This is a genomic window from Methylophilus sp. DW102, from assembly GCF_037076555.1.
GTDB lineage: Bacteria > Pseudomonadota > Gammaproteobacteria > Burkholderiales > Methylophilaceae > Methylophilus > Methylophilus glucosoxydans.
In genome coordinates, this window is record NZ_AP029023.1 from 948,500 (window position 1) to 963,931 (window position 15,432).

At 54.2% G+C, this 15,432-nt stretch carries 13 protein-coding genes and 1 pseudogene; 13 read left to right on the top strand and 1 reads right to left on the bottom strand.

Annotated elements, in window-relative coordinates:
* The first annotated feature begins 90 nt into the window (after nt 1–90).
* The 6 genes and pseudogenes from AACH41_RS04475 to AACH41_RS04500 all read left to right on the top strand — a co-directional run bounded on the left by AACH41_RS04475 (nt 91) and on the right by AACH41_RS04500 (nt 5,108).
* On the top strand, nt 91–345 hold the full coding sequence (locus AACH41_RS04475; protein ID WP_338656977.1) for a hypothetical protein: 255 nt from the start codon (nt 91–93) through the stop codon (nt 343–345).
* A gap of 131 nt (nt 346–476) precedes the next feature.
* A complete protein-coding gene (locus AACH41_RS04480) occupies nt 477–929 on the top strand; it encodes a hypothetical protein (RefSeq protein ID WP_338656978.1) in 453 nt (150 codons plus the stop codon).
* A 172-nt stretch (nt 930–1,101) separates the two neighbouring features.
* Nucleotides 1,102–1,646: pseudogene (locus AACH41_RS04485) on the top strand (transposase).
* A gap of 277 nt (nt 1,647–1,923) precedes the next feature.
* The gene (locus tag AACH41_RS04490; protein ID WP_338656979.1) at nt 1,924–2,565 is read left to right on the top strand and encodes a PEP-CTERM sorting domain-containing protein; all 642 of its coding nucleotides are present in this window, start codon (nt 1,924–1,926) and stop codon (nt 2,563–2,565) included.
* A 347-nt stretch (nt 2,566–2,912) separates the two neighbouring features.
* Entirely contained in the window at nt 2,913–4,253 is a 1,341-nt protein-coding gene (gene hflX / locus AACH41_RS04495; RefSeq protein WP_338656980.1) for a GTPase HflX, read from the top strand.
* 99 nt (nt 4,254–4,352) lie between these two features.
* Complete coding sequence (locus tag AACH41_RS04500; protein WP_338656981.1) at nt 4,353–5,108, top strand: class I SAM-dependent methyltransferase; 756 nt, start codon at nt 4,353–4,355, stop codon at nt 5,106–5,108.
* 33 nt (nt 5,109–5,141) lie between these two features.
* On the opposite strand, the gene AACH41_RS04505 is transcribed toward AACH41_RS04500, so the two are convergent.
* Entirely contained in the window at nt 5,142–6,020 is an 879-nt protein-coding gene (locus AACH41_RS04505) for a LysR substrate-binding domain-containing protein (protein ID WP_338656982.1), read from the bottom strand.
* Nucleotides 6,021–6,123: 103 nt separating this feature from the next.
* Here AACH41_RS04505 and metE point away from each other — a divergent pair, with 103 nt between their 5' ends.
* The 7 genes from metE to AACH41_RS04540 all read left to right on the top strand — a co-directional run bounded on the left by metE (nt 6,124) and on the right by AACH41_RS04540 (nt 15,362).
* Complete coding sequence (gene metE, locus AACH41_RS04510) at nt 6,124–8,421, top strand: 5-methyltetrahydropteroyltriglutamate--homocysteine S-methyltransferase (RefSeq protein WP_338656983.1); 2,298 nt, start codon at nt 6,124–6,126, stop codon at nt 8,419–8,421.
* Nucleotides 8,422–8,572: 151 nt separating this feature from the next.
* Nucleotides 8,573–9,100, top strand: coding sequence for an RNA polymerase sigma factor (locus tag AACH41_RS04515; protein ID WP_338656985.1), 528 nt, complete (start codon nt 8,573–8,575; stop codon nt 9,098–9,100).
* Nucleotides 9,097–9,945, top strand: a complete 849-nt coding sequence (locus AACH41_RS04520) for a FecR domain-containing protein (RefSeq protein WP_338656987.1) — start codon at nt 9,097–9,099, stop codon at nt 9,943–9,945. The genes AACH41_RS04515 and AACH41_RS04520 overlap by 4 nt, the downstream gene beginning before the upstream one ends.
* A gap of 140 nt (nt 9,946–10,085) precedes the next feature.
* Nucleotides 10,086–12,482: a TonB-dependent siderophore receptor gene (locus tag AACH41_RS04525; RefSeq protein WP_338656989.1), complete on the top strand. Its 2,397-nt coding sequence runs from the start codon at nt 10,086–10,088 to the stop codon at nt 12,480–12,482.
* A 14-nt stretch (nt 12,483–12,496) separates the two neighbouring features.
* Nucleotides 12,497–13,732, top strand: a complete 1,236-nt coding sequence (locus AACH41_RS04530) for a PepSY-associated TM helix domain-containing protein (RefSeq protein ID WP_338656991.1) — start codon at nt 12,497–12,499, stop codon at nt 13,730–13,732.
* Between the two features lie 110 nt (nt 13,733–13,842).
* The gene (locus AACH41_RS04535) at nt 13,843–14,358 is read left to right on the top strand and encodes a sigma-70 family RNA polymerase sigma factor (protein WP_338656993.1); all 516 of its coding nucleotides are present in this window, start codon (nt 13,843–13,845) and stop codon (nt 14,356–14,358) included.
* Between the two features lie 2 nt (nt 14,359–14,360).
* Nucleotides 14,361–15,362 carry a FecR domain-containing protein gene (locus AACH41_RS04540; protein WP_338656994.1) on the top strand — a complete coding sequence of 334 codons (1,002 nt, stop codon included), beginning with the start codon at nt 14,361–14,363 and terminating at the stop codon, nt 15,360–15,362.
* Nucleotides 15,363–15,432 lie beyond the last annotated feature (70 nt).

Below are 15,432 nucleotides of genomic sequence, written 5' to 3' on the forward strand. Positions count from 1 at the left end.
TTAAATAAAGCCCTTAAGTCTTCAATCAAAAAAGCATCAATGACGGAATGTTTTCCGTCATTTAGGATGCCTACATTACGTTAGCCCATCATGAATCGAGAACATACTTTATTTCACTTACAAGAGGCTTCGGAAGAGTTGGCTCGTATGATTAATGAAATAAAAACCGACCAAAGTTATAGCTCGGGAGAGCTGTATGTCTCTATGGCGCATCTGTATCATCATATAAATACTGCTTGGAACGCTCGTGAAATATCTTCATCACAAGCTCAAGAATGTTCTGAAGAAAACTTCAAGTTATGGCAGCAGTTTCCAACCGATATTGATTTAAGCAATGAGTCCTAAGGCTAACCCATCAGTCAAGCGGGACTGGCGAAAAGGTGCTTCTATGATATGTTTATTAATAACGAGGGTTGAGCCACCAATGTCGCCAGCCCCTTACTTCAAACGTTAGGCCTCTTGACTACGGAGCAGCTATGGTTAGCTTCATCAAAAAACTGTTTGGTTCAAACAAGGCTCAAGCTCCGCTTTATTTCAAGGATGCGGAAGCTGCTTTCCAATACGCCTGCCAATTTCTTTCGGCCGAGCTCACCAGCAAAGCGATCTTGCCTGCTTTGGTCGTAGACGCACGTGAGGCACTGGGCGCAGACAGTCCAGTCTTGCCTATGCCAAATGGAGGCCAAATGCTTGCTTTACGTGTTTGCGCTAAAGACGGCGGCTTCCTGGTGCTGGCCGGCACCATTTCCGCGACCGGCCCAACATTGCATCCTGGACATTTGGTTGCATGGCAAGCGGGTCAACCGATTGAGCGCCAAGCAGAAGAGTTAAACAAGGATCCACGCTCAAATTGGGTCGGTGCGGTACTAGCCAAGCTAAAGCCCGAGTACACAGTCGGTCGTGGCTGGTCCATTGACGAGCCTTTCAAGTGATGAACGCCGCAACGAATCTTGCATCTCGCACAAGCCTAACTGGGCGTTGCAGGGGACGCTCATACGTCTCATCGCTTCGGTCACGCCATATGGGCGCCCCTGAACTTGGGCGTTAGTCATGTAGGGTGGGCAACTCGTTGCCCACGCGGTAATACTCACGTACAATTCCACCATGTCACGTTATCGTCGCGCCAATACTGCTGGAGCCACTTACTTTTTTACAGTTGTGACTTACCGCAGGCAAAGATTTCTTTGTGATGATGTACGTGATGCGTTAAAACATGCCATCCAAAAAGTCCGTACTGACCTCCCGTTTACAATCGACTCATGGGTGTTGTTGCCTGACCATATTCATTCCATATGGACGCTACCACCCAATGATGCAAACTTTGCGCTTCGTTGGCAACTCATCAAACGCTATGTAAGCCGTGCTTGCGGTGCGCCCTTAAACCATACTGAATGGATGTCAGCGTCCAAAACAAAACATCGTGAATCGACCATTTGGCAACGCCGTTATTGGGAACATCAAATTCGCGATGATAACGATTATGCAAAGCATATGGATTATTTGCATTTCAACCCGCTTAAACATGGGTTGGTGAATAATGTGAAATATTGGCCTTATTCAACATTCACAGACATGTTAAAGCGGGCGTTTATGATGAGGATTGGGGTTTGGGGCTAGATTTTGTGGAAGGAGCGTTTGGTGACGGATAACGAGTTTACGCGTGGGCAACGAGTTGCCCACCCTACAGACTGAGCGACACCGCAACGCGATTTCTTCAACATAGCGAGCATGAAATACGGGGTCAGGTCTCAAGACCTGGCCGCGTATTTTGCCATTTGACTACGGTGAAAAAGATACTTGAAATACACTTTGCAGTAACTTTGCTATAATCCTGTAGAAGTAGCATTTCATTTTTTGCTTTTGACGGGCTTGTAGAGGTTCTGGTTGCTTGAGCGCCCGCTGCTCTGATACTAATGGGAGAACTTGATGTGGCCGATTAGATTTTTATTCGCCGTAGGACTGTTATCGCTAGCGGCGCCTTCTTCAGCCGATGTGATCCTGGCGCTCACACCTACCGCCAGGATCGACTTTGAGACGCAAGTAAAGATCACCTATACGTTGACCGGTAGGGCTAGCAGTCCTGGAGGGCAGAATGTAGGTGAATTTATCTTCCGAATCGCGCCTATGAGTCTGCCCACCGCAGGCAATATAGCCTCGGTCTTTAATCCAACCATCGCACTTACCGGCCCCTGGGCGAATCCAAATTTCGGCACACGTGGTGCCATTATAGCTGCTACTAATAGCAGAGTAGGTTTCGATGCATTCAATTCAGAACCGGGTAAGTTTAGTACGATCGATGCGACAGGTGGAGTTGTGGGCACATTTGACATAATCTGGAACCGTCTGCTTGCGGGCCAGTACGACGCGGCTATACCCGCTTCTGCGATGGGTGGTGTTTACTCGCTCACAACATCGGGTGACTTTGATTTCTCTCCAACCATTGCAACGTCCTCCGGTGTATCCACATTTATCACGGCGGTTCCTGAACCGGGATCGATGTTACTCATGGCGATTGGAAGTTGCGGATTGCTCTTGCGGCATCGTCACCAACAGAGAAACCGCCAATAAGGTTCGACAACTGAAATGGATTCCGCCAATACGTATCAACGACGCAAACGCAAGTGCGCGTCGAACAAGGTCGTGCACCAAAGTTCGCGGTCTGGTACTTTCGAAATGGTGGGGCACTCGCGCGCACTTGGTTACGACCAGCCGAGTAGTAGGGTGGGCAATTGATTGCCCAAGATTCATTTAAATGTGTGCAGTGATGCCAACTCATTAATCGCGACTATATCCATTTAGTCCCCGGACATACCCAAAACAATCCCCATTAACACTTTATCTCGCCACCCATAGTGGTGATTCCCGCATTTGCAGGTACTATCTGCCCTCTACCATTCAAGAAGCGTCGTTCCCTCATGCAAAGTGAAGTCAAAGAGCCCGTCAGCCATGCCCTTGTGGCGGCCGTGCAATTGCCCAATGTCAGTGATATGGAGTTTGAAGCTTCGCTGAATGAGCTGCGTGAACTGGCAAAAACACTGGGCTACAAGATCGTCCACACCTTTGTGCAGAAGCGCGCAGGCTTTGATATCACGGGTTATCTGGGCGTGGGTAAGCGCGAAGAGATTCGTGATTATGTACGCAGTATGGCTGGAGACCCTGAGGCGTTGGTGTTTAATCCCGATGCGCTGAATATTGAGGCGGTGCTGGTGGACCATGAAATCTCGCCGTCGCAGGCGCGTAACCTCGAAATTGAAGTGGGTTGCGAGGTGATGGACCGTACCATGGTCATCCTGGAGATTTTTCACCGCAACGCTCGCTCACGTGCGGCACGTGCACAGGTGGAGATTGCGCGGCTGGGCTATATGGCGCCACGTTTGCGCGAGGCGGCGAAACTGGCGGGCCCGCAGGGGCGGCAGCGTAGCGGGGCGGGTGGGCGTGGTGCCGGTGAATCGCACACCGAGTTGGATAGACGCAAGATTCGTGACCGCATCGCTGAACTGCAACAAGAGATTGTGATCATGGATGGCGAGCGCCGCACGCAGCGTGCTCGGCGTCAGGAGCGGCAGACGATGGCGAGTGTGGCGCTGGTGGGTTACACCAATGCCGGTAAATCTACCCTGATGCGCGCGCTCACGGGCAGCGAAGTGCTGGTGGCGAACAAGCTGTTTGCCACGCTGGATACCACGGTGCGCGCCTTGTACCCGGAAAGCGTGCCGCGCGTGCTGGTCAGCGATACGGTCGGCTTTATTAAAAACCTGCCGCATGGCCTGGTGGCTTCTTTTAAATCCACGCTGGATGAGGCACTGGATGCGGCGTTGTTGCTGCATGTGATTGATGCCAGCGACCCTGGCTTTGAGCGTCAGCTGGAAGTCACGGACAAAGTGCTGGAAGAAATTGAAGCAGACACCGTGCCGCGGATTCGCGTGTTTAACAAGATAGATTATGTGGGCGATGCCGCCGCACAAGCCGAGTGTGAGGCGGCGTTGCGCCTGAAATATCCAGATTGCATCGTCATGAGTGCACGCCGTCCAGATGAAGTGGCTAGTCTGCGGCAGAAGATCGTCGACTTTTTTCAGCAAGACCTGGAAGAAACCGAGCTTTTCCTGCCATGGTCGGCACAACAAGTGCGCGGCAAAATTTATAGCAGTTGCCAGGTGTTGAGCGAGCGCTCTGAGGAGGAGGGCACCTTCTTCACCTTGCGCGGTGAGCCCAATACCTTCGCGCAATTGCGCGAGCAAGTTTTGCAGCTACAATAAATCGCCAGCCTCGAATGCTCACCTGTTGACCTCCATACACGGCACTGGCAACATGCAGGAATCATTGTTTTAAAAAGCCTTGTTAGCGCTTTGCCTATCATGAAAGAACGCCTGGTCTGCCCCGTTTGCAAAACTGCCGGATCACTGCTGGATGTGGTGGATTTAAACAAATCTTGCGAGGAACAGCGTGGAAAGTATCTGCCTCTCGCAGGCGTTGCCGTCTATTACAGCCTGTGCAATCACTGTGGTTTTTGCTGGGCGCCTGAGCTGCACCAATGGCCTTTAAGCAAGTTTGAGGAAGATATCTACAACGCGGACTATGGGGTGGTCGATCCTGACTATCTTCAGATCAGGCCAACCTCAAATGCAGAGGTTTTGCGTTCGATCTTCCCTGTTTTTCCGCCTACGTTACGGCATCTGGATTATGGCGGCGGCAACGGGTTGCTCTCACGGCAATTGTCAGCGGCAGGTTGGCTTTCTAGGTCGTATGATCCCTTTGTAGACAAGCACACAGACATTGCATCGCTCGGACAATTTGAGCTCATCACCGCCTTTGAGGTGTTCGAGCATGTGCCTGATGTATGGGCGCTGATGTCAGACTTGTCATCGTTGCTGGCTCAAGACGGATTGGTGTTGTTTTCTACCTTGCTCTCTGACGGTAATATCCATCCAAACCAGCGGCTGAGCTGGTGGTATGCATCCCCGCGTAATGGCCATATCAGCCTGTTTTCAAGAAACGCGCTCACCCTGCTAGCCCAGAGCAAGCAATTTAACTTTGGAAGCTTTAATAGCGGCTTCCATGCTTTGTACACCACCGTACCATCTTGGGCGAGCCATCTGATTCGTGTGGGTTAGCCACCAATCAAAACGGCTAACCGCACGGGTGCATTAAGCCTGTGCCAAGCTAATAAAGGCCTGTACGTAATCAATCTGTATATCTGCTTCTCGAATCCCTAAGTAAATCTGCTTGGCAATACCTTGCTTACCTAGCTTGACCGGCACCACGTCAAACCGGGCTTGATATTCCTCCACTAACCAACGCGGTAAAGCTGCCACTCCGCGTCCGCTGGCGACCATTTGCAGCATGATATCTGTGGTTTCTATGGGCTTATGCAGGTGCGGACTGATGCCGGCGGGTTGTAGAAACTGGTTGTAAATATCGAGGCGGTCTATGTCTACCGGGTAGGTGATCAGCGTTTCACTGCTGAGTTGCTCGGGTCGCACGTAGTCTGCTTGCGCGAGTGCATGTTGACGATGCACGACGAGCACTTGTTCGTAATCAAACACTGGCTGAAACAGCAGGCCGGGTTTATACAAGGGGTCTGGCGTGACCAGCATGTCGATCTCGTAGCCAAACAGCGCGCCGATGCCGCCAAACTGGAACTTCTGTTTGACGTCTACATCCACATCCGGCCAGTCGGCCAGGTAGGGCGAAACCACTTTGAGCAGCCATTGGTAACATGGGTGGCATTCCATGCCGATGCGCAGGGTGCCGCGTTCGCCTTGCGCAAATTGGCGCAGCCGCTCTTCAGCCAGTGATAACTGCGGTAGCAGGCGGTTAGCGACGGCGAGCAGGTATTGTCCAGCCTGAGTCAGGCGCAGGCTGCGGCCTTCGCGTAGCCAGATATCCGTCCCCAGTTTTTGTTCGAGCTTTTTAATCGAATGGCTGAGTGCCGACTGCGTGAGAAACAGTTTTTCAGCAGCGGCGGTGAGTGAGCCTTGTTGCTCGACCTCGCGGATAATCGCCAGATGGATGCGTTCTATCATGTGTTATATATGAATTAAATTAATAGATGGTTGAAATAATACCATTTTACTTCATGGGTTGTGCTTTCTAGAATGCCGGTTCTGATTTGTTAAGGAACCCATCATGATCACGACCCACAATCTCGGTTTTCCACGCATAGGCGCACAGCGTGAGCTCAAGTTTGCGCTGGAGGCTTACTGGAAAGGCCAGTCTTCGTTAGACACCCTCAAGCAGATAGGCAAAGACCTGCGGCAACAGCACTGGCAATTGCAATCGGTGCTGGATTTTGCACCTGTGGGCGACTTTGCGTTTTATGACCAGGTGCTGGACATGAGTTTTACGCTGGGCAATTTGCCTGCGCGGGTCCAGGATTTTCATGGTGACCCACTGGATAACTATTTCCGTGTGGCGCGTGGACGCTCGGCTGAGTCTGCGGAAGCGCATGCGCAATGTTGTGGTGGTGTGGCGGCAGGCGAGATGACCAAATGGTTTGATACCAATTATCACTATATCGTGCCCGAGTTTACGGCCAACACCCATTTCAAGCTGGATGCGTCGCGCCTGCTTGCGCAATTGGCCGAAGCGAGGGCACTGGGCGTGCAAGCCAAGCCGGTGATCATTGGGCCGGTGACTTATCTGGCGATTGGCAAGGCCAAGGATGATTCAGACCGGCTGGCGCTGTTGCCGCAATTGCTCAATGTGTATGCCGAATTGCTGGAAACGCTGGCGCAGCAGGGCGTGGCGTGGGTGCAGGTGGACGAACCTGTGCTGGTGACCGAGCTGACACCGGAATGGCAGCATGCGTTTAACCTGGCCTATCACCAACTCAAGAGTAGCCGCGTCAAGCTGCTGCTGGCGACCTATTTTGGCCCGCTGGCGGATAACCAATACCTGGCAGCCAACTTGCCGGTGGCTGGCTTGCATATAGATGCCATCAATGCACGCCATGAAATTGTGCCGTTGCTGGCGATGTTGCCTGCACACAAGGTGCTGTCATTGGGCGTGATCAATGGCCGCAATATCTGGAAAACCGACTTGAATGCGACACTGGACTGGCTGGCGCCGATTGCCGAGCGTCTGGGGGACCGTTTGTGGCTGGCGCCTTCTTGTTCGCTGTTGCATGTGCCGGTGGACCTTGACAGCGAGCTTAAACTGGATAGCGAAATCAAGTCATGGCTGGCATTTGCCAAGCAAAAGCTCGAAGAGCTGCAGGTGCTGGCCACGGCCTTAAATCATGGCCGCGAGGCGGTGAAAGTGGCTTTGGCCGTCAATCAGGTGGCGATAGAGGCACGTCGGTTGTCCAGGCGTGTGCACAATCCGGCCGTGAAGGTCATGCTGCAAACATTGACGCCGCAACTGGGGCAGCGCCAGAACGTTTATACGCAGCGCGCTGCCAAACAGGCCGCCTTGTTCAATCTGCCCAAATTCCCCACCACGACCATCGGTTCGTTCCCGCAGACGGCAGAAATCCGCCAGGCGCGTCGCCAGTTCAAGGCAGGTGAGTTGGATCAGGCAGGTTATCAGGCCGTCATGAAAGCCGAAATTGCGCGTAGTGTGCGTGAGCAAGAAGCGCTGGGGCTGGATGTGCTGGTGCATGGCGAGGCGGAGCGCAACGACATGGTGGAGTATTTTGGCGAGCAACTGGAGGGCTATGCCTTCAGCCAGTTTGGCTGGGTGCAGTCCTACGGCTCACGTTGCGTCAAGCCGCCTATCCTGTTCGGTGATATCAGCCGCCCGCAAGCCATGACAGTGCAATGGATTGAATACGCGCAATCACTGACCAGCAAACCGATGAAAGGCATGCTGACCGGCCCGGTGACCATGTTGAACTGGTCGTTTGTGCGCGATGACCAGCCACGTGAAGTGTCTTGCTACCAGTTAGCGCTGGCCATACGCCAGGAAGTGCTAGACCTGGAAAAAGCCGGTATCCGCATCATCCAGATTGACGAGGCGGCCTTGCGTGAGGGCTTGCCCCTGCGTAAATCAGACTGGAAAAAGTATCTGCAATGGGCGGTGGCATCGTTCCGTATCACGGCAAATGGGGTGGCAGATGAAACGCAGATCCATACCCATATGTGTTACTCCGAATTCAATGACATTATTGCCGAGATTGCCGACATGGATGCCGACGTCATCACCATAGAAACCTCGCGCTCGGACATGGAGTTGCTGGATGCGTTTGATGACTTTAACTACCCGAATGAAATTGGGCCCGGTGTTTACGATATTCACTCGCCGAATATTCCAGAACCTGACCGTATGGTCGCCTTGATGCAAAAAGCGGCGGCGCGCATCCCGGCCGAACGTTTATGGGTGAACCCGGATTGTGGCTTGAAAACCCGCCAATGGGCAGAAGTGATCCCGGCCTTGCGCAATATGGTGTCTGCGGCCCAGCAGTTGCGTGCACAGGCCGCACTTTAAGCCAGCGTACTAAAATCACTTACACATTCACTTACAGGGCCCGCATACCGGGCCCTTTTTTATCACGCGAGGAGGCGGTAAACAATTATTTTTTATTGATAATGATTTTCATTTGTATTTTTTCTTGCCTGCCGCTAAGATATGGTTTTTATTGATTGTCTTTCACGCAGTGCATCTTCATCCTGAACATTCCAAACTCGTGGTTGCCTTGGTCTATCACTACGACGAATTGGTGAGCTATGTCAGACGCCGTTTTGGCGACCAGCATTTCGCCAGGGATGTGGTGCATGATGTCTGCCTGGAGATCATGGAGCGGCCGCCGCAACTGGCGGTGCAAACGCCGATGGCGTTTTTGCGCAAGCTGTCGCGTCACCGCGCGATTGACCGCTACCGGCAGTATCAGACGCAACAATCCCACCTCAATCACTTGCAGCAGACAGCAGAGCACGCGCACCAGATCGATGGCGAACGCGTCATGCATTTTGTACAACGTCTTGAGGCTTTGAAGCGCATTATAGAAGCGCTGCCAGCTCGGCAACGGCAAGTGTTTTTGCTGCATCGCCTGCACGACATGCCGCAGCAGGAGATTGCCGATGCACTGGGTATTTCACGCAATATGGTGACGCAACATTTTAACAAGGCCATGGGCAGCATCCAGCGACAGTGGGCGGGGCTATGAAAGCATCTGACCACACATTGAGTGCGCCCAACCAGCCTGCTGACCATCAAGATCCGCTGGCGCCATACGCTGACGCCTTGCGCGCACACTTTCCCTCCAGGGAGGCCTTGCTGCAGGAAGCCATGGAGCAAACACGGCAACGGCGTCGAATAAAACAGGCGGTGGCAACCACCGCTTGCGGCCTGTTGGCGGCCGTGATCTGCTATGACCCGGTATTGTCCAGCCAGCACCTGCAGACGGCAATTGGTCAGTCTGCCCACTTCCAGTTACCGGATGGCTCTGCTGTCAGTCTCAATACCAACACCGTTCTGGTGGCCGAGCAACATCTGCGTTCGCGGCAATTAACGCTGGTACAAGGAGAAGCACTGTTTAAGGTGAAACACGCCTGGCAACCGTTTACCGTGGATGCCAACCAGGTGAAGATTCGCGATATCGGTACCGTGTTTAACGTCCGCAATACCGCGGAGGGGGCCATGGTCACGGTGCTGGAGGGCAGTGTAGACGTGATCACTGCGCAGGCACAGCGTCGGCTGACTAAAAATCTCTCGGTGACCACCCGCGGCGCAGCCATTTCTGGAAACCGGTGCACCAGTGCCGAGGCGGCTACCGCCTGGCAGCACGGGCGATTGATTTTTGATGGGCTGCCACTGCGTGACGTGGTGGCCGAATTGCAGCGCTATCACGCTGGTCAGATCACATTGGCGGATGCCCGGGTGGGGCAATACCGCCTGTCCGGCGAATACGATATCAATGGTATCGCATCCTTGCTGGCCGTGTTGCCCGAGATTTTGCCCGTGCGTGTGGAAAAACAGGCAGAGGCTGACGTGGTGATCCGGCAGCGTTAATTGGTGCGGTTAAGCCGGATTCGCCGGTTCGATCACGCTGAGTCAGGATCATCCTTAAAAAAATTTCTAAAGGACATCAACATTGGCGAAGGCTGGCACGACATACCCATGTCATTCATTATTTATTCAATGGGAAGAAGATGTCATTTACTCGCAACTCTGCCTTGTTCGCCGCTTTGCTCTCCAGCCTGTCTGTGCATGCCGTCGAGCTTGATATGCCCGCACAACCGCTAGACAAGGCGTTGAAGGCCCTGGCCCACCAGACCGGGGAAAGCATTATTTTTTCAACGGAACTCACCGAGCACAAGCAGGCACCTGCGCTCAAAGGTGATTTGAGCGTGCGGCAGGCGCTGGAAAAACTGCTGGCAGGCAGCGGACTGGTGTTAAAGACCACCGCCTCTGGCTATACGCTGACTAAAGCCGCGCCTGTGACGCCACATACGCATAGTGAGCCACAAGACCTGCCGGAGGTCAGCGTGTCTGGGCAAACTGTACAAGAACCCGCCAATGGGCCAGTCAAAGGCTATGTTGCCAAGCGTAGCGTGACGGCGACCAAAACAGATACTGCCCTGATCGAAACGCCGCAATCGTTGTCGGTGGTGACGCGTGACCAGATGAACGCACAGGGCGTGCAGTCGGTAGGCGATGCCTTGCGCTATACCGCTGGTGTGCAGTCCGAAGCAAACGGGCCAGACCCGCGCGCTGACAATATCGGCATCCGTGGCTTTAGCCTGGGCCGGGACCAGTTCCGCGATGGCTTGCGTAATTACGCATTTAATAATCAGGGCGGTACGGTGGTTGAGGCTTATGGCCTTGAGCGCATTGATTTATTGCGCGGCCCTTCCTCAATTGTGTATGGCCAGGGCGCGCCGGGTGGGCTGGTTAACCTGGTCAGCAAACGGCCTACGGATAAACCGCTGCATGAGCTGGGGTTGACCTTGGGACAGTATGACCGGCAACAGGTGCGTGGCGATGTCAGCCAATGGCTAGATGATGAGGGCGTGTGGTCTTACCGCCTGGTGGGTTTGGTGCAAAAAAGCGATACGCAGATCGACCGTGTCACTGACGACCGCGTCTATCTGGCGCCTTCATTGACCTGGCGACCTTCGGACGCGACCCAGCTGACCTTGCTGACCGACTACCAGAAAAATGACCGTGGCCAGGGCTACCAGGCATTGCCGCGGGTCGGCACGCTTGTGAGCAGCCCCTTTGGCAAAATTTCCACCAGCCGGTATGTGGGTGAGCCAGGCCTGGATAAATACGTGCAGGAACGATATTCGGTGGGCTACCAGTTTGAACATGCGTTTAATGAGCACTTGACCCTGCGTCAGAACCTGCGCTACCAGCAACTGCGCACCGATGCCATTTCAACCTATTTGGTGAGCTTGCGCGCAGACCAGCGCAGCATCAACCGGGCCGCGATGGGCACCGATGAAAATGTCGACAATGTGGTGGTTGATACGCATCTGCAAGGCCACTGGACGCACGGCATGTTTGAGCATACGGTGCTGGCGGGGATAGACAGCCAGCGCCTGGATAACCATGTGCTGCGTACATCAGGGACGGCGAGTCCGCTGGATCTGTATACGCCGGTGTATGGAGCGACGCCGGTGAACCTGGTGTTGTCAGCCAATTTGAAGCAACAGCAACGCCAGACCGGGATTTACTTGCAGGACCAAGTAAAAATTGACCGCCAGTGGGTGGCAACACTGGGGGTTCGTCAGGACCACACCCGCATGCAAACAGACAATGTGCTGAGTCCTGCTGCCTCCTCGTCGCAACGCGATCAGGCAGAAACCTGGCGCAGCGGCCTGGTTTACCTGGCAGAGAATGGCCTTGCGCCGTATGCCAGTTACACGGAATCATTTTTACCGGTGATCGGCACCATGTTTGATGGCAAGGCCTTTGCCCCTGAAACTGGCAAGCAATATGAGCTTGGCATCCGCTACCAGCCTAAAGACAGCCAGACACTGTTAAGTACCGCCGTCTTTGATTTGCGCCGCCAGAACGTGACCACGACTGACCTGCAACATCCTACGTTTAATCTGCAAAATGGGGAAGTGCGTACCCGCGGGCTGGAGCTTGAAGCCAAGACCCAGTGGGACGCCTGGTCGCTGATAGGTAGTTATACTTATATGCTGCCTGAAATCACGCGCAGTAATAATAGCTTGCAGGGGGTGCCGTTCCAGGGCAAAGATCCTAACCATGTGCCTCACCATACTGCCGCATTATGGACCGACTACCGCTTGCCTGGGCAATGGCTGCCCGGCCTGGTGGTCGGCGGGGGCGTGCGTTACACCGGTAGCCGTTTCGGTAACGATGCTAACACCTTCAAGCTGCCGTCTTATACGCTGGTAGACTTGGCGGTCCGTTATGATTTGTCCCAGCTGGGCACAAGCTGGAAAGGCTGGCAGTTTGCACTCAATGCCAGTAATTTGTTTGATAAGGAGTATGTGGCCAATTGTGCATACAGTGGCGACGGTTGCAAATGGGGCTACCGTCGTAATGTGATGGCCAATTTAAATTTTCAATGGTAACGAGACACGCACTTGTGGTTTGGCATCGCTGGGTAGGCCTGGCGATGGCCGCTTTTTTGGTCATTGCCGGCTTTACCGGCGCCATCATCGCTTTTCAGGATGAGCTCGATGCATGGCTCAATCCACACCTGTATCAAGCGTTATCGCAACCAGGCCAACCCATGCTGGACGTGTACCAGCTGCAAGCGCAGGCGCAACAGCAGGCGCCCGCCAATACCCGGGTCGATGAATTGCAATTCAAATTGCCACAAAGCGCGCTGGAAGATCACCACGCAGAAGCCGTGATCTTCCGCCTCACGCCTGTGGATCCGCAGGCCAGCATCCCGGCAGATCAACTGTTTATCAACCCGCAATCAGGTAAGGTGCTGGGGTCACGCTTATCCACGGCGGGTCCTTTCCAGCGCGAGACGCTATTACCGTTTTTGTATAAGTTGCATTATTCGCTGGCTTTGCCCGGTGTCAGCGGCCGCCTCATCATGGGCATCGTTGCCGTGCTGTGGACGCTGGATACCTTTGTGGCGTTTTTCCTCACCTTGCCCCGGCGGCAGCCACAATCCAAAAGCAGTTACTGGCAACGCTGGAAACCGGCCTGGCTGGTCAAATTGCAAGCTTCGACCACGCGTATCAACTTTGACCTGCACCGTGCAGTCGGGCTCTGGCTGTGCAGCGTGTTGCTGGTCTTTGCCTGGTCCAGCGTCATGTTCAACCTGCGCGAGCAGGTCTATCTGCCCATCATGACCAAGCTGATGCCGTTTGATTTGTCCTGGCGCAGCATCCCCAAATTGCCGCAACCGCTGACCAGCCTGCCCATGCCCTGGCCGCAGGCTCACCAGTTGGCGCAGCAAGCCATGCAAGGCTTTGCAAAAAATCATCAGCTGCAGATTGATTATGAAGACCGTTTGCGTCTGGACCGCGAGCGCGGCGTGTACCAGTATTTTGTGCATAGCTCGGCCGATTTGCGGCAAGACCGGGGCAATACGGCCATTGCGATAGATGCCTATACTGGTGAAATCAAAGGCCACTGGCTGCCGACGCAAGACCAGTCCGGGAACACCTTTAGCAACTGGCTGGGAGCCTTGCATATGGGGCAAGTGTTTGGCATGCCCTACCGCATCTTTGTCTGTTGCACTGGCTTGTCACTGGTGCTGGTGACAGTCACGGGTGTGCTGATCTGGAGTAGAAAGCGCGCAGGTAAATCGCGTGTCACCTTACGCGCGCCACAGCCTGCCAATACACTGCAACGGCATTGATTCAGCGCCGTAGTTTCTGGCGTAACCATACTGCGGCTCAAACATGCCACCCGCGCGGATAGATGATATAATGAGAATTATTATCATTTATTGCATATGATCCATTTGTTATGCTGGCAAACGAATATACGCTGCAACAAACAGTAGGCGCCTTGTATATCGATCATCACCAATGGTTGCGCGCATGGTCGCGCGGCAAGCTCGGTTGTAGTGAGCAAGCTGCCGATCTGGCGCAGGATACGTTCTTGCGCATGATGCATGGCAAGCGCAATGTGCATGCCCTCGAACAACCCCGCGCCTACCTCACGCAGATTGCCAAGCATTTGCTGATTGATCACTGGCGCCGGCAAGCGGTGGAACGTGCCTGGCAGGAGACGCTGGCTGTGGCGCCTGAGACTTTTGTTGCCTCACCCGAAGAGCGTGCCCTGATTCTTGAGGCGCTGGTCCGCATTGACCAGTTGCTGGACTGCCTAAAGCCCAAAGTACGCGAAGCTTTCCTGTTATCACAGCTGGATGGCCTCGGCTATCGAGACATCGGTGAGCGGCTGGGGGTAGGCGAGCGCATGGTGAAAAAATACATGGCACAAGCCATGTTGGCTTGCCTGATGATGGATGAGGGGCCATAACCATGCATCACAACCAGGCGGATGAGCAGCGTATTTTAAATCAGGCGGCAGAGTGGTTCGCGCGTTTGCAGGATCAGTCCCTGCATGCACAAGAGCTTGCACAGTGGCAAGCCTGGTTGGCGGCCGATCCTGCGCATGCACGGGTTTGGCAGCGCGTTGAAGCTATCAGTCAACCCTTTAAACAGCTGGCGACCACCGTGCCTGCCGCCACGGCACGAGCGACCTTAAAGCAGGTGCAGTCTGTCGAGCGTCGCCGTACCTTGCGCCGTTTGGGTTTGGGCGTGACGGTGCTTGCCAGTGGCTTGCTTATGCGCCAGGCCTTGCCGTGGCGTGGTTGGCTCAATGCCTATGCAATTGCGCATGCCGGTTATCGCACGCAGATCGGCGAGCGCAAAACCTGGCGCCTGCCAGAAGGCACCTTGCTGGCATTGAATACGGCCACCGCTGTCGATGTGCACTATGACCCGCATGTGCGCCGCATCGTTTTGCATCAAGGCGAAATTCTTGTCACCACCGCGCGTGATCTGCAGCGCCCGTCCAGGCCATTGGTGGTCGATACCCTGCATGCCCGGTTGACCGCACTCGGCACGCGCTTTACGGTACGTGGTGATTTGCAGGGCGGGCATGTGGCCGTATTTGAAGGCGCCGTACGCATTCGCCCGCATGATGCTGCCAGTGTGGATATCCTGGCAGGGCAGCAGGCGAGGTTCACGGCAACTGGGGTAGTCGCCGATGGGCGGGCAGACCTCGCGCGTGAAGCCTGGTCACGCGGGCAAATCGTCGCGGACAATCTGCCGTTAGCCAATTTTATTGCCGAGTTGAATCGGTATAGCAACGTCCCTATCCGCGTGCAGCCAGCGGTGGCGAATTTGCATCTGGTCGGTGTGTATCCTCTCAATCATCCCACGCAGGACATCCCCTTGATCCTGGCTGCGATTGAAAACGTATTGCCAGTGCGCATCCATCAGGATGCGGCTGTTGGTCTGGCGATCACCGCACGATAAACAATTTCCCTGGCAGAGTTCCCTTTTTTGAAGTTCATCCGGCATACCAGTTGAAACCATTCAATATTCA

Bases quoted from the DNA above. Each gene is read 5' to 3' on its own strand.
- AACH41_RS04475 (WP_338656977.1), top strand. From the start codon at position 91: ATGAATCGAGAACATACTTTATTTCACTTACAAGAGGCTTCGGAAGAG.
- AACH41_RS04480 (WP_338656978.1), top strand. From the start codon at position 477: ATGGTTAGCTTCATCAAAAAACTGTTTGGTTCAAACAAGGCTCAAGCT.
- AACH41_RS04490 (WP_338656979.1), top strand. From the start codon at position 1,924: ATGTGGCCGATTAGATTTTTATTCGCCGTAGGACTGTTATCGCTAGCG.
- hflX (WP_338656980.1), top strand. From the start codon at position 2,913: ATGCAAAGTGAAGTCAAAGAGCCCGTCAGCCATGCCCTTGTGGCGGCC.
- AACH41_RS04500 (WP_338656981.1), top strand. From the start codon at position 4,353: ATGAAAGAACGCCTGGTCTGCCCCGTTTGCAAAACTGCCGGATCACTG.
- AACH41_RS04505 (WP_338656982.1), bottom strand. From the start codon at position 6,020: ATGATAGAACGCATCCATCTGGCGATTATCCGCGAGGTCGAGCAACAA.
- metE (WP_338656983.1), top strand. From the start codon at position 6,124: ATGATCACGACCCACAATCTCGGTTTTCCACGCATAGGCGCACAGCGT.
- AACH41_RS04520 (WP_338656987.1), top strand. From the start codon at position 9,097: ATGAAAGCATCTGACCACACATTGAGTGCGCCCAACCAGCCTGCTGAC.
- AACH41_RS04525 (WP_338656989.1), top strand. From the start codon at position 10,086: ATGTCATTTACTCGCAACTCTGCCTTGTTCGCCGCTTTGCTCTCCAGC.
- AACH41_RS04535 (WP_338656993.1), top strand. From the start codon at position 13,843: ATGCTGGCAAACGAATATACGCTGCAACAAACAGTAGGCGCCTTGTAT.
- AACH41_RS04540 (WP_338656994.1), top strand. From the start codon at position 14,361: ATGCATCACAACCAGGCGGATGAGCAGCGTATTTTAAATCAGGCGGCA.